The organism is Colwellia chukchiensis (assembly GCF_002104455.1).
Lineage (GTDB): Bacteria > Pseudomonadota > Gammaproteobacteria > Enterobacterales > Alteromonadaceae > Cognaticolwellia > Cognaticolwellia chukchiensis.
Genome location: NZ_NBOC01000011.1, coordinates 15717 through 30166, shown reverse-complemented (window position 1 = coordinate 30166; position 14450 = coordinate 15717). Strand labels below are relative to the sequence as shown.

Sequence of the window (14450 nt, the reverse complement as noted above, 5' to 3'; positions counted from 1 at the left end):
GTTTATGGCTCCGTGGTCATAATGGTAGTAAGTTGCTGCTCAACAATATCGGCAATAATAGGTTGTGCTTTTGCATTAGGGTGAATGCCATCAGCTTGCATTAAGCTTTTGTCTAGGGCAATTTTCTCCATAAAAAATGGTAATAGGGTGATTTGGCTTTCAGCAGCTACTTCATCAAACACTTGCTCAAATAACGCATTGTATCTGGGACCATAATTAGGTGTTATTTTAATTTTAATCATTGAAACCTTTATGTTTTTAGCTTTGGCTAGCTGTACCATTTGTAACAAATTATTTTTAATTAGCTTGGGTGAATAACCGCGTAAGCCGTCATTTCCGCCTAACTCGATCAACAAATGGTCCACTTTTTCTTGTGCTAAAATGCCTGCTAGCCGAGATAAACCGCCGCTCGTCGTTTCGCCACTAACACTGGCATTAATTATTTTGTATGCTCGCTGTTGCTCGCTCAGTTTTTGGTTGAGAAGATGTACCCATCCTTGTGTGGGTTTCATCCCGTAACTTGCACTGATACTATCACCAAGTAGCAAAATATTACGGGTGCCTTGGCTACTTGATTGTTCAACAAAAGGTTGGCTAGCTGCGTTCGATGGCAAAGCATATGCCGTGGTGATAAAAAAGTAGCTCATCAATAAAATAAAAAGTGGATGATTTTTATGCATGTAAATTCCGAGAGTATATTAACGGTTAAAAACTTAACCAAGTTAGTACAAGTTGAAGATAAAAGCCTAACCATACTTCAGCCGCTTGATTTAAATGTTGTTGAAGGTGAAACCTTAGCCATCGTTGGCTCATCTGGCTCTGGCAAAACAACATTGCTGTCAATTCTTGCTGGTTTAGACTTACCAAGCTCTGGACAAGTGTATCTTAAAAACCAACCATTACACCAGTTTAATGAAGAACTGCGTAGTCAAGTTCGTGCCCAACATGTGGGTTTTATTTTTCAACAATTTTTACTCATTAACAGCTTAACTGCGCTTGAAAATGTCATGTTACCGGCGGAGTTAGCTAACTTGCCTGACGCGCAAGCACGCGGAGAGGCCTTGCTTAGCCAAGTTGGTTTAGCTGATAGGCTAGATCACTTTCCTAGCCAGCTTTCAGGGGGAGAGCAGCAGCGGGTCGCTATTGCACGCGCTTTTATTGCCAAGCCGGATATTTTATTTGCTGACGAGCCAACCGGTAACCTTGATAGTAAAACCGGTCAGCATATAACTGACTTAATTTTTGACTTGAACGCGCGCGAAGGCACTACCTTAGTTTTAGTGACTCACGACAGTAAGCTTGCCGCGCGTTGTCAACGGCAAGTTGAAATGGACAGTGGCGTGTTGACTGAAACTACCAAGGTTGACGATAACACGCCGCTTAATCAAGAAGAGTTTACATCCAATCAGGCAACCGACAAGAAAAACAAGCTTGATGCTAATCATAAAGTGACACAAGCAGGTTAAACATGAATAACGGGAAAATAACAGCGTCATCAATGTGGTTTCGTCAATCTATGCGCTTGTTGCATCATGAATTGCGCCGTGGTGAGCTAACGATAATCTTTTTTGCAATAGTGCTGGCAGTAGCAACTGTTTTCTCATTAACTGGTTTTTCAGGGCAAATTAAGCACGCCATCGTTGCTAACAGTACCAACACTATCGGCGCCGATAGAGTCTTGCGTATGTCTGCTGAGGTTGAGCCGAGTTATTTAGTAAAAAGTCAGGCCTTAAACTTAGTAACTGCTCGAAAAATCGAGACAGAGTCAATGGTATTTGCTGGTGAAAATATGCTATTGACTGAACTTGACGCGGTTTCAGATAACTATCCGCTTAGAGGTGAGTTGCGGGTTAAAACTTCACTTGCGCAGGCTGAGTCTGTTATTGCCAATGCGCCTGCGCCAGGCTCAGTATGGGTAGAGCCGAGTCTTTTAAGTCGATTAGCCGTTAATATTGGCGATGTGATTGAAGTTGGGGTTGCACCTTTAACGATTGCCGGTGTTGTTACTGATATACCTGATCGTTCATATCGCGCTTTTATTGCTGGGCCAACCATAATTCTCAATATTGCCGATATGGCAACGACCGAGCTTATTCAACCCGGTAGCCGATTAACCTATAAATATTTGTTTGCTGGTGAGTCAGAGGCCATCGCAACCTTTGAAGACTGGTTAAAACCAAAACTTAATGATGCACAACGTTGGTATGATGCCAAAGCTGCACAAAACCGCTTATCAAGGGTATTGGATACCTCAGAGAAGTTTTTGTCGCTAGCCAGTATGTTAGGCATAGTACTAGCAGCAGTAGCGGTTGCGGTTGCTAGCCGGCGTTACGGTCAGCGCCACCAGGCGACGGTTGCTATTTTTAAGGCGCTTGGTGCGTCTATTCGTCATGTCAAAAAGCTTTATTGTTTACATTGGGCCTTACTAAGTTGTTTAAGTATTGCCACAGGTTTAGTGCTAGGTTACGGCTTGATGTTACTAGGTGCAAATGCGATTGCCAGCTACTTGTCGTTAGCAGAAGCTCCGCTTACCATGAAACCCTTTTTAACGGCTATCATTACCGGGCTATTATGTGCCATTGCATTTGCCATTCATCCCATCATGAGCTTAGTGCAAAGCTCACCGTTAAAGGTTATTCGAGGCTTTTCGCAAGAAAAAACCGCACGGTTTGGTTGGCATCAACTACCGCCGCTGTTGGCGTTGTTTTTATTATTATTTATGTTTAGTCAAGACTTGGTGATGAGCATGGCACTATTGCTCGGGGGGATTTTGGTGTCATTTCTGTTATTGTTGTTTGGCCGCGGCCTAATGAGCGCTGGGCGAGGCGTTGGCACTAAAGCAGGCAAATCTTGGCATTTAGCGTTAGCTAATTTAAAGCGTCGTGCCAGTGAAAACAGCGTACAGTTAGTGAGTTTTACCATTGCTATTAAGTTATTACTTTTGATCACTGTGATGAAAAGTTCCATTTTAGCTGAGTGGCAGCAACAGTTTCCCGACGATACGCCCAATCACTACTTAATTAATATCAGCCAAGCACAAATACCTGAGCTACAGCAGTTTACCGAGGAAAATCAAATTGCCAATCAGGGCTTTTATTATATTTATCGCGCACGTTTGTCGGCGATAAATGGCGAAAAAACCATCAGTGCTGAAGATGTTGCGTCGCAAGCCAATAGCAGTGAGCAAGGTAGTGAACAAAGCAATGAGCAGTCGCAAGGTAGACGCGGCGTTGGACGCGAGCTAGGGTTAACATGGCGCAATGAACTGCCGATTGAAAATAAAATAATTGCCGGGCAGTGGTGGCAGGAAGGGGATCAGCAAGGTCAGGTGTCTATTGAACAAAATATGGCAGAGCGCCTGGATATTAAGCTTGGCGATGAATTGACCTTTCGCCTTGGCTCAGATGAGTTTACTGTACCTGTTACTAGCATTCGACAAGTCAACTGGCAAAGTCGTCAGCTCAACTTTATTATGATTTTTAATCAAAGTGTGCTTGAAAAATTTCCAACCACAGCAATATCGGCGTGGTCGGTATCAACACAAGATAGAGATAAAGTGTATCGCTTTATGGCTAACTTCCCCACTATTACCTTAATGGATTTCGCCGCAATTATGGCGCAATTGAATCAAATTATTGGTCAAGTGTCGGTTGCAATTTCATTGATCCTGATTTTAGTCGTAGTGGCGGGAAGTTTAGTGCTGATAGCCCAAGTACAAGCCAGTATGGAAGAACGTGAGCGCGAGTTAGCCATCTTACGCACCCTAGGCGCGCGAGGTAAATTATTACGCAACAGTGTGTTATTTGAATTTGTCGCCCTTGGCGCAATTGCCGGCTTAATGGCCAGTATGGGCATGGAAATCGGCGTTTATATTTTACAAAGCCAAGTGTTTAATATGACCGGGAGCTTCCATTTTCAATATTGGTTTGTCGGTATAGGGGCGGGAGCCGCATTTGTTGGCTTTATCGGTATGCTAAGCTGTTGGCGCTTGCTTAACTTATCAAGTGTGACTTTAATCCGCCGTACCATGTAGGTTCATAATATGTTAGTAAATGACTTAAGCATCATGTATCACGTTAACGATTAATTATTTGGAAAATGTAAGATGACAATACACGTTAAATCCGACGGCGCATTAAAGTTTTTAGTGATCACAGCGGCATTATTCATTGTTTTGGCGGGCATCAAAACAGCCGCTTCACTGCTGGTGCCGTTTTTATTGTCGGCCTTTATCGCCATTATTTGTAACCCATTGGTGGTGAAAGCGGCAAAATATAAAATTCCTAAACCGGTAGCGGTTGTTTTTGTGATCGCCATTTTTGTCTCCATTGCTTTGTCGTTAGCGGGCTTAGTGGGTAATTCATTAAATGAATTGTCGCAACGGATCCCGGTATATCGCGCACAATTACAAGAGCAGTTTATTTGGCTAACCCAGCAACTTGATGCCTACAATATTATAATTTCCTCCGAGTTATTGATTGAATATTTTGACCCTGGCGCGGCAATGGGGCTTGCTGCCAATATGCTCAGTGGTCTTGGTGGCGTCATGGCAAACTTATTTTTAATCATCATTACCGTGGTATTTATGCTATTTGAGGCGTCGTCGATTCCGCATAAGCTGCATTTAGCCATGGACGACCCTGAAGCGCGCTTAAAGCAAATCGATCAATTCTTAGCCTCGGTTAATAATTATCTCGCTATTAAAACGTTAGTGAGTATTGCTACGGGTGTTTGTGTTTCTTTAATGCTTTGGGCCTTTGGTTTAGACTTTTTCTTATTGTGGGGGGTATTAGCATTTTTATTGAATTATATTCCTAATATCGGCTCTATTATTGCGGCGGTGCCAGCGATGTCGTTAGCGGTTTTACAACTCGGACCTGCCGCAGCGGGCGTAATAGGCTTAGGCTATTTAACAATTAATACTGTTATGGGGAATGTTGTCGAGCCTCGCTATTTAGGACGTGGCTTGGGGTTATCGACGCTGGTGGTTTTTATCTCCTTGATATTTTGGGGCTGGTTGCTCGGCACAGTTGGCATGCTACTGTCTGTGCCGCTAACCATGATCATTAAAATTGCCTTAGAAACGTCAGCAGAAGGGCGTTGGTTTGCGGTATTACTTGCCAGTGAGCAGCCACCAACACCGGCCGCAAAGTAATATCTGCTCACGCCAATGAACTGACGCTAAACCTCGTCAACTAGTTATGTATGGCGAGGTGACTCACCATTTTTGTTACACTCATTTATTGACCATTACCTTGTGTTTAATAGGCTGGCATCTTATGCTCGCCGATATAGCGGATTTTATTGTTACCACAGAGAAAAAGACAATTACAAAAATCTAGTATTGTGCAGTGCTGAAAACGGGAGATAATGCTAGGTAACAAAAAATTACATTTTACCAGCGAGCGACGCGAAAAGCGTGTACTTGAGTGAGACTATTTAGGGTATAGGAGCGAATAATGCAGCTAGTAGACGTGATAGATTTAGTCAAAAATCCAATTTCAGACGCTGAATTTAGAGCTAAGTGTCAAGCAACGCTTGAGCATGATGGTGCCATTGTCATTGAAAACTTTATTACACCAAAAGCGCTAGAGAGCATTCGTCAGGAGGGTGAAGCAAAGCAAGAGCTGGCATTTTATACCAAGCAACAGCATAACATTTATATTAGTGATGCAGACCCTGACTTTCCGCCCGATCATATTAGAAATAAGCTGGTCAACTCCAGTAAAGGCTGTATTAATGATGAGCAAATCGCAGCGGATTCGCCGTTGCGCACCTTGTATGACAGTGAGGAGTTTCGTGACTTTTTGCAAGACATATTAGACGAACAAGGTCTGTATAGTTACGCGGATCAATATTCGTCTATTAACCTCCACTACGCCAGTGCAGGACAAGAACTTGGCTGGCATTTTGATAATTCATCTTTTGCAACAACGCTACTGATCCAAAAACCCGCTGCTGGTGGTGAATTTCAATATGTTAGAGATGTGCGTGATGCCGATCGAGGTGAAATGAATTTTGCCGATGTAGAAAAAGTGCTTGCAGGTGATATAAAACCTGATGTGTTGACGATTGAGCCCGGTGCGTTAGTGTTATTTCGGGGGCGTAATGCTATCCATCGCGTAACACCAACCCAAGGTGATATTACGCGTATGATGGTCGTGCTTGCATATAATAACCGGCCAGGTGTCGCGTTATCAGCATCAGCTCGAAAAACCTTTTATGGCAAATAAAATCCGCTAATGAGTAAGTGGCCACTTCAGTTGAGAGATTACCATGGAAAAAAACATGCTAGGTAAAAATATAGCCGTAACTTCTGCTAGCAAACTTGTACTGCCCTTATTATTAGTGGCTGTAACATATATGATCTATGAGGCCATGAATTCAGGCGCGGCAATACTCAATGCGGTTTTGGTATCAATCTTGTTAATGCTGGCACTAAGTTTATTGCGCATCAATGTGGTAATTTCACTGCTAATTGCATCGATCTTTGCCGGTGTTATAGGTGGCCTCAATGTTACAGACACCATCAACGCTTTTAATAGCGGAATAGGGGCTGGGGGGCGCACTGCGTTAAGCTATGCGTTGCTTGGCGCGTTTGCCGCAACCATATCTAAGTCTGGATTGCCGGCCATGTTTGCCAGCAAAGTAACCCAAAAATTAGGCAGTAGTGGCAATGTGAGTCAAACCCGTAAAATAAAATACTTTATTTTAAGCTTTTTATTATTGATGGCGTTTTCTTCACAAAATATTATTCCTATTCATATTGCGTTTATTCCGATCATAGTGCCACCTTTGCTCGTGATGATGACGAAAATGAAAATAGATCGTCGGTTAATAGCCTGTATTCTAACCTTTGGTCTGGTGAGTCCATATATGTTTTTTCCGGTTGGTTTTGGCGCGATATTCTTAAATGATATTTTACTGGCCAATATAGAGCAAAGTGGCATGACAACCACCGGCATAAATGCCGCAGTCGCCATGCTGATCCCAGCGGCCGGAATGGCCGTAGGGTTATTAATTGCGGTATTTTATAGTTATCGTGGTAAACGAGAGTATGATCTTGAGCCATTGGAAAAAATAGAAGGTATTGAAGATGAAAGCAGCGCGACCTATTGTGGTAAAACGGTTGCCGTTGCAGTAATAGCAATAGTGCTAGCGTTTGCAATTCAAATTACCACCCATTCTATGATTTACGGCGGCGTGGCAGGGTTTTTGGTGTTTCTCCTCAGTGGCACGCTAAAGTGGCAAGACTCTGATGATATTTTTACGCAAGGCATGCGCATGATGGCGATGATAGGTTTTATCATGATTGCGGCTGGCGGCTTTGCTGAAGTGCTGCGCTCAACCGGACATATTAATAGCCTAGTGGCGGCGTCAGTTGTTTGGATGGGTGAAAGTCAATTGATAGCGGCTATCTTAATGTTATTGGTGGGGCTATTTATTACCATAGGTATTGGCTCGTCGTTTTCTACTATTCCGATTATTGCCGCTATATATGTGCCACTGGCATTGCAATTAAACTTTTCGCCATTGGCAATTGTTGCCCTAGTTGGCACTGCGGCAGCGCTAGGTGATGCAGGCTCTCCAGCTTCTGACTCAACGCTTGGCCCAACGGCTGGCTTGAATATTGACGGTCAGCATAATCACATTTGGGACAGTGTGGTGCCGACCTTTATCCATTATAACTTGCCCTTGATGGCGTTTGGTGTTTTTGCCGCTATGGTGTTGTAACGAAGGATTCGGTAAACAGTGTTAAGCAAATCGTGAGCGTGCTGCTGATAATTTGCTTAATTGCTTCTTGTGCCTATTTTAAAGTAACCGGTATCAAGAAACTGCACCGCTTGTGTGCGTCTTTTGGCAAGCAAAATTGCGCCGTCATCCATAAATAAAAAATTTTTCCAGCAGCGTTTGAATACTGCCCAAGTGGTTTCGATAACATAATTACGGCTCGTGCAGTAATACACCACAGTGTTATTGTCCCACGCTAAATGCGTTAAAATCATTTTTGGCAGCTCGCTATCCTCACTGTCCCAAATGCTCTCCCATTTGCCACTATCTTGCCAGGTATTACTATTAAATGGCCAATCACCTTTTTTAAAAAAGTCTGGGTGATCAACCTGTTTGCTGATGTTGTTATCCCACAGCACGTTGGCTCTGCTGACAGACATAGGTTTAATTTTACTTTTGTCGCTATCGCTGATGATTAAGCTATTGTGCTTAAAAATCCAGGCATTTTTTAATTCGTCTAGGCTAATGTAATTCATAAATAAATTTTTAAGTTTCTTTGCCGCTATTATAACAAGCAGGGTAATTATCTCATTAATTAATCGTGAGCTTGGTGGTCGAATTAGTATTTTAAATATTTGATTGATTAAAATTTATAATATTTATTAGTGCGAGTGTTGCTGAAAAGCATAACAATGTTGTAGCCTATGGCGGTAATTAATCTAATAGATTAAATTTATTAATGTCATAACCGACTCCATTATACTGTAAAGAGCATTTATCATGTCGAAAAAAGCTGGTTTTGGTCGTTTACCCCCCTTATCCGCGTTAAGGGGGTTTGAAGCAGCTGCTCGGTTAAATAGCTTTTCTAAAGCCGCCAGTGAATTATGTATGACCCAATCGGCGATTAGCCATCAAGTTAAGCTACTTGAAGACTATTTTGGGCAGCCGTTATTTAAGCGTATTAACCGCAAGGTTGAAGTCACAGATGCCGGCATCGATTTTCTAAAAACCACACAGCTAACCTTAGGGCAGTTGCAAAAAGGCACCATTCGACTGGAGTTTTTTAATAAACCCGGCCTTGTGGTGTTGTATACATCGCCGCCGTTTGCAAATAAATGGCTAAACCCGCGTATTCCGGCGTTTAAAAAGCAGCACCCAAACATTGATGCATGGATATATACCGAGTACTCGCAAGAGCCTTTAGAGCATGCCGAAGTTGATTTAGCGATTTGGTTAGGAACCGGAGATTGGCCAGGCGTAACTTGTATTAAGCTCTTTAGTGATGAAGTTACCCCCTTATATGCTCCGAGTATGTTGCAAGCAGGAGATAACATTGTCAGTGCAAGTGATCTGACGCGTTATCCGTTAATTCATGATAATCAAATGTCACGCCGTGAAGACTGGTATGCCTGGTCATTAGCCATGGGGGTTGATGGATTTGAAAGTGCTGGTGGCTATAATTTTAATGATTCAAGTTTAGCGCTTGATTGCGCGCTCGCCGGACAAGGTGTGGTGTTAGGCAGTGTTTTGTTGGCACAAGATCTGATCAAGTCAGGACAACTGATACGCCCGTTTAGCGGTGGTTTGATGACAGAGCTCAATTATTACTTGGTTTTTCGACCTGATAAACTAGATAATCCCGATATTCGTAATACCGCTCATTGGCTACTGAACGAGTTTTCAATTGCGCCGCCATAAATGACGGCGCCATCGTGCGTTGTTATTAAGCGAGTTCCGCTTAGCCGAGCTTAGTAATACCCCTTACCCTTGTTTCACGGTAAGGATTGGTATGCTCAGTGTTAGTCACTTAGCATACCTTTATTGCTGGCTTTAGCGAAAGTTAGCTCGCTAACAGACCTTCGTTTGCTAGGTCAAGCATGGTTAAGTTGATGGCTTCTCTTATGGTACTAACAATTTGATCAACTTGCGCTTTCGAGATAATTAACGGTGGTGATAAAACAATAGTATTACCAACAGGGCGTACAATTAAACCCGCATTTCGGCAATGTTCAAAGACACGACTGGCGATACCCACCTCGCTAGGGAATGGCTCGTTAGTGCTGCTGTTAGCAACAAGCTCTAAGCCTAGCATCAAGTGACTACCACGCGATTCACCAAAAATGGCTAAGTCACTTAAGGTCTTGATTTGTTCCTGTAAATAAGGGCCAACTTCCTTGACATGATCAAGGATGTTTTCACGTTCCATGATTTCAATATTTTTTAAGGCTGCGGCACAAGCAACGGGATGACCAGAATAGGTGTAGCCCATGGTTAATGCGCCACCGCCTGTTTTGGGATCTGATACCACATCCCAAATTCTATCTGAAATAATCGCTGCGCCGAGTGGAATGTAGCCTGAGCTGATACCTTTGGCAGTGATTATAATGTCAGGCTGCATACCAAATACAGACTTAGAGGCAAAGAAGTCGCCTAGGCGGCCAAAAGATGTGACCACCTCATCAGCGATGTATAAAATATCATATTTTTGACAAATTGCATGCATGGCTTGGTGATAACCTGCGGGTGCCACTAATACCCCACCGGCGCCCATAATTGGCTCAGCAATAAAGGCAGCAACATTGTTTTCACCTAATTGCACGATACGGTTTTCAAATTCATCCGCTAAAAATTGCGTATATTCAGCTTCTGAAAGGTTTTCAGCACCTTTAGGGCGGTGAAACATATCAGCTGCTGAAATATGGTTAATCCAACTGTCAGCAATGCGATCTAGGTTACTTTTACAACCGTGAATGCCCGTAATATTTGAGGCTACATAAGTAGAACCATGGTATGCATTGTTGCGGGAAATAATTTGCTTTTTGTTGTTTTTGCCACGAATGTTATTGTAATAGTGAACCAAACGAATGGCAGTATCTACTGCGGTTGAACCACCACAGGTATAAAAAACTTTATTGAGATCGCCCGGTGCTAACTCCGCTAATTTTGCTGCTAACACTGAACCGGGTTCGTTGGTGCTGTGACCAAATGGGTTATAGTACTGCATGTTCAGTACTTGTTCGCTAATCGTTTCTGCCATTTCTTTGCGGCCGTGACCTATATTAACGCACCATAAACCTGCGATGGCATCTAAATAAGATTTACCCGTAGTGTCGGTAATATGCATGCCATCTGCTTGAGAAATAACTTGGCTGCCTTCTTCGGCAAAGGTAGTGAAATCAGTATATGGATGAATAAAGTGATCTTTATCCATTTGCCATAATTGTTCAGCTGAGTAATTTGTTGTCATATATTCAATCTCATTATTATATTATTTTTTAACTGCACGCCGCAGGTATCATGGCGTAGATCAGCATACGCAAGGTGTTAAATGCAGCGTCCGATTTGCTGATATGAAGTTACCGACTACTTAGCGCATAGACAAATGATAAATATTTAACAAATTGATTAGTATTTTTAATAGATTTACATGGTAAACACACTGCGCTGCTATCCGCGCTTGCTCACGCTTTGCTGCTGGAAGAGTGCTACCTTTGTGGCGATGGGGAATTCATGACATCCCATGAAGTAAGGGGCATAGGCTAACTTTTAACAGTAAAGCTTTAGGCAAAATTCAGCCATAAAAAAACCGGAAAACCCTACTTAATGAGGATGTTCCGGTCTTTATCGGTTCTTATCGAACCTGAATATGGTGCTCGCTGCTGGACTCGAACCAGCGACACCTTGCATGTCATGCAAGTACTCTAACCAACTGAGCTAAGCGAGCTTTTTTAAGTCACATCATTGTGTCACTCAACGGGGCGCTATGTTAGCGATCTGTTTTCGCAAGTGCAAGCAGTTTTAAATAAAAAGTGTTGCAACTGCTGCTTTAATCGCCAGTTAAACGCTTGTGGGCTATTTTGTGTTCAGGTTAGCCATGGTTAATGTCATTGTGGTGCCAGTTGCCATTGCTGATCTAAGCGCTGTTGGATAACCTTTAACCGCCATGCTAACAATACAGCGGCGACGGTTAAGCCAGAAATAAAGCCAATCCAAAAGCCGTATGGGCCGGTTGCTGGTACCAACCAGTCTGTGATGCCTAAAATTAAACCAAAGCTTAAACCTACCAGCCAGTATGAGAAAAAAGTGATATATAAAATTGATTTGGTGTCTTTATAGCCGCGCAGTGCACCGGCAGATATCACCTGTATCGCATCAGAGAACTGAAATAGGGCCGCGAGCACCATTAAACTTGCCGCTAATTCTAGTACTTTGGGGTCGTTAGTATAAATAGCCGCAATATGTTTACTAAATAATAAGGTAATCGCAGCAGTACCGACAGCAATAAATAGCCCGAGTATTACAGAATATCGACAAATCTCTTTGGCTTTTTCAAGGTTTTTATTACCCACTTCATAGCCCACTTTAATGGTAACCGCCATGGCTAAACTTAATGGCACCATAAAAACCAAGCCTGAGAAGTTAATGGCTACCTGATGGCTAGCAACAATACTGGCACCAAAAGGGGCTAGAATAATGGCTACAGCGGCAAATAGACTGACTTCAAACAATAAAGACAAGGCGATAGGGGTACCTAAGGCTAAAATGACTTTAATCTCAGACCATTGCGGCCAATAAAATTCTTTAAACAGTGGCGCATGTTTTAAGTGTTTTGAAAAGTACGCATAGGCTAGCATACCGGCAAACATCGCCCAATAAACAATGGCGGTAGCAATACCACAGCCAGCACCACCGAGCGCTGGCATGCCAAATTTACCATAGATAAAGATGTAGTTTGCGGGAATATTAATCAGTAAGCCTAAAATACTGATGATCATAGTCGGGCGGGTAAACGATAATCCTTCACAATAATTTCGCAATACAAGATATAAGCAATAGCCTGGACCGCCCCAAACAATAAACGCTAAATAATCGAACATTAACCGTTTGAGCTCAGGCTCAAGGGCAACTCTCTCTATTAATAACGGCGTTGCGATATAATAAAAGATAATGATGAGCACAGAAAAAAATACCGCTATCCAAGCGGTTTGGTAGCTGGCTTTAGCTACATCATCATATTGTTTGGCGCCAGATAATTGTGAAATGATACTGGCAAGGGCCATTACAAGGCCTGAAATGGTTAAGATTAACGGCAGCCACACACTACTGGCCACAGCAACTGCCGCCATATCAGTGGCGCTGACGCGTCCAGCCATCACAGTATCGGCAAAGCCCATTAAGTTTTGTATCAGTTGCGCGATCAAAATTGGGTAAGCCAACTTCATCAAGCTTTTACTATTGGAAAAAAAACGATTTATATTCACGAGGCAATTATATCAATTGGGTTTTCTTGCTAAAATAGCAGAAAATAGCGTATTTGTCTGGATGATATATGTTTACCGGTATAGTGCAATCACAAGCTGAAGTAATTGCGATAATTAGTAAAAATAATGCGATAAGTCTGCGACTTGCGCTTGATAAATCATTAATTGCTCACCTTGAAATTGGTGCCAGTGTCGCGGTTAATGGTGTTTGTTTGACCGCTGTTGAGTTTGGCGCTTTAAGCGCTGAGCAAGCCTTTATTGAATTTGATGTTATTGATGAAACCTTACGGGTAACTAACTTAGCAAATATTGACCTAGGTAGCTTAGTCAATGTTGAACGTTCACTAAAAATTGGCGATGAGATCGGTGGTCATATGTTAAGTGGTCATGTTCATACTCAGGCTGTACTTAAACAGCGCGTGGACAAGCAAGATAATTGTATGTTGAGTTTTACTGTTGACCCTCAATACCAAAAGTATCTCTTTGCTAAGGGGTTTATTGCCATTAATGGTGTCAGCTTAACGCTTGGTGCTGACGTAGCAAACGGCTTTGCTGTGCATTTAATTCCTGAAACCTTAGCTCGTACCAACTTACAAACTTTGTTGGTTGGTGATTCGGTTAATATTGAATTTGATCAGCAAACAATGACGATAGTTAACACCATAGAGCGAATGCAGCTTACGCGCAATTAAACACTATTGAGCTGCATAACGGCGGAACAAACAACTAAAACACTTGCTCGTCATCACTATCAACGGCTAGTTGAAGCTTTTGGTTATATTCATCGACATGTAAATGTAAATGCATTTCCATACAACAGGCAGGGCATTCATCATAATAATCTTGATCGCCTGCACTTGGGTCTAATGTGACATGAATATGATGGCCGCAATGTGGGCATTCAATACGTTGTTCTTTAATCTTATGGGGCATATTACCTCCTAGATGTCAGCCGCAATGATAGCTTAATTTTAGCTTTACTTTAGTATGTACCTTTTTAACTAAAGTGCGAGTTTTGTGCGCGTAAATTAGATCCAGATCATTAGGGTAGCGAGAACAATAATTGCCAAAACCTAATTATTATGCCGCAAGTTGATAAGTGTTTGTACTAGGCTGATGTTGACGCGAATAATAGCTTATTGTTTGTTTTTATGGTGTCACATCATGCAAGCTCTGGCACAGCAATCGAACATAAAAAGCTAAGGGCAAAGTTTTTTCTCTCTATGGGCTAATATCCGCGTTCTGTCCATTGCAAATTAACCTTAATTCCCCTATATTCCTGTGCTCGCATTAACACAATTTTATCTAGGTCATGTCTTTGTGTTATTCGCTCAAAATTATCATAGTGAACATTTCGTCATTTCCCGTCATAACCTGAAGGTGAAATCAGTGATGTCGCATTTATAACTTATTATTAAACGTCAAGCGGCACTTCGTGTGTGTCGCCACTGAACAAAG

At 42.3% G+C, this 14450-nt stretch carries 12 protein-coding genes and 1 tRNA gene; 7 read left to right on the top strand and 6 right to left on the bottom strand.

From position 1 onward, the window contains the following. Positions 1-2: 2 nt before the first annotated feature. Complete coding sequence (locus B6K83_RS12510) at positions 3-680, bottom strand: arylesterase (protein ID WP_233143987.1); 678 nt, start codon at positions 678-680, stop codon at positions 3-5. Here B6K83_RS12510 and B6K83_RS12505 point away from each other — a divergent pair. The 5 genes from B6K83_RS12505 to B6K83_RS12485 all read left to right on the top strand — a co-directional run bounded on the left by B6K83_RS12505 (position 675) and on the right by B6K83_RS12485 (position 7734). Then, the gene (locus B6K83_RS12505; RefSeq protein WP_085285268.1) at positions 675-1466 is read left to right on the top strand and encodes an ABC transporter ATP-binding protein; all 792 of its coding nucleotides are present in this window, start codon (positions 675-677) and stop codon (positions 1464-1466) included. The two genes, B6K83_RS12510 and B6K83_RS12505, sit on opposite strands and share 6 nt — an antisense overlap. A gap of 2 nt (positions 1467-1468) precedes the next feature. Continuing rightward, positions 1469-4033 (top strand): ABC transporter permease, encoded by a 2565-nt coding sequence (locus B6K83_RS12500; protein ID WP_233143986.1) that lies wholly within the window; start codon positions 1469-1471, stop codon positions 4031-4033. A 72-nt stretch (positions 4034-4105) separates the two neighbouring features. Beyond that, positions 4106-5155 carry an AI-2E family transporter gene (locus B6K83_RS12495; protein WP_085285267.1) on the top strand — a complete coding sequence of 350 codons (1050 nt, stop codon included), beginning with the start codon at positions 4106-4108 and terminating at the stop codon, positions 5153-5155. Positions 5156-5459: 304 nt separating this feature from the next. Beyond that, positions 5460-6233, top strand: a complete 774-nt coding sequence (locus B6K83_RS12490) for a HalD/BesD family halogenase (RefSeq protein WP_198951688.1) — start codon at positions 5460-5462, stop codon at positions 6231-6233. 145 nt (positions 6234-6378) lie between these two features. Then, on the top strand, positions 6379-7734 hold the full coding sequence (locus B6K83_RS12485; RefSeq protein WP_085285333.1) for a Na+/H+ antiporter family protein: 1356 nt from the start codon (positions 6379-6381) through the stop codon (positions 7732-7734). A 56-nt stretch (positions 7735-7790) separates the two neighbouring features. On the opposite strand, the gene B6K83_RS12480 is transcribed toward B6K83_RS12485, so the two are convergent. Next, positions 7791-8267 carry a DUF2947 family protein gene (locus tag B6K83_RS12480; protein ID WP_085285265.1) on the bottom strand — a complete coding sequence of 159 codons (477 nt, stop codon included), beginning with the start codon at positions 8265-8267 and terminating at the stop codon, positions 7791-7793. Positions 8268-8511: 244 nt separating this feature from the next. Here B6K83_RS12480 and B6K83_RS12475 point away from each other — a divergent pair, with 244 nt between their 5' ends. Next, the gene (locus B6K83_RS12475; RefSeq protein ID WP_085285264.1) at positions 8512-9429 is read left to right on the top strand and encodes a LysR substrate-binding domain-containing protein; all 918 of its coding nucleotides are present in this window, start codon (positions 8512-8514) and stop codon (positions 9427-9429) included. 142 nt (positions 9430-9571) lie between these two features. Here B6K83_RS12475 and B6K83_RS12470 read toward each other — a convergent pair whose 3' ends face one another. The 3 genes from B6K83_RS12470 to B6K83_RS12460 all read right to left on the bottom strand — a co-directional run bounded on the left by B6K83_RS12470 (position 9572) and on the right by B6K83_RS12460 (position 12953). After that, entirely contained in the window at positions 9572-10978 is a 1407-nt protein-coding gene (locus B6K83_RS12470) for an aminotransferase (protein ID WP_085285263.1), read from the bottom strand. Positions 10979-11378: 400 nt separating this feature from the next. Then, a tRNA-Val gene (locus B6K83_RS12465) sits at positions 11379-11455 on the bottom strand. A 160-nt stretch (positions 11456-11615) separates the two neighbouring features. Further along, on the bottom strand, positions 11616-12953 hold the full coding sequence (locus B6K83_RS12460; protein WP_085285262.1) for an MATE family efflux transporter: 1338 nt from the start codon (positions 12951-12953) through the stop codon (positions 11616-11618). Positions 12954-13060: 107 nt separating this feature from the next. On the opposite strand from B6K83_RS12460, the gene B6K83_RS12455 reads away from it, so the two are divergent. Next, positions 13061-13684, top strand: a complete 624-nt coding sequence (locus tag B6K83_RS12455) for a riboflavin synthase subunit alpha (RefSeq protein ID WP_085285261.1) — start codon at positions 13061-13063, stop codon at positions 13682-13684. Between the two features lie 34 nt (positions 13685-13718). Here the strand turns inward: B6K83_RS12455 and B6K83_RS12450 are convergent, their stop codons facing one another. After that, positions 13719-13925: a CPXCG motif-containing cysteine-rich protein gene (locus B6K83_RS12450; protein WP_175474834.1), complete on the bottom strand. Its 207-nt coding sequence runs from the start codon at positions 13923-13925 to the stop codon at positions 13719-13721. Between the last annotated feature and the right edge of the window lie 525 nt (positions 13926-14450).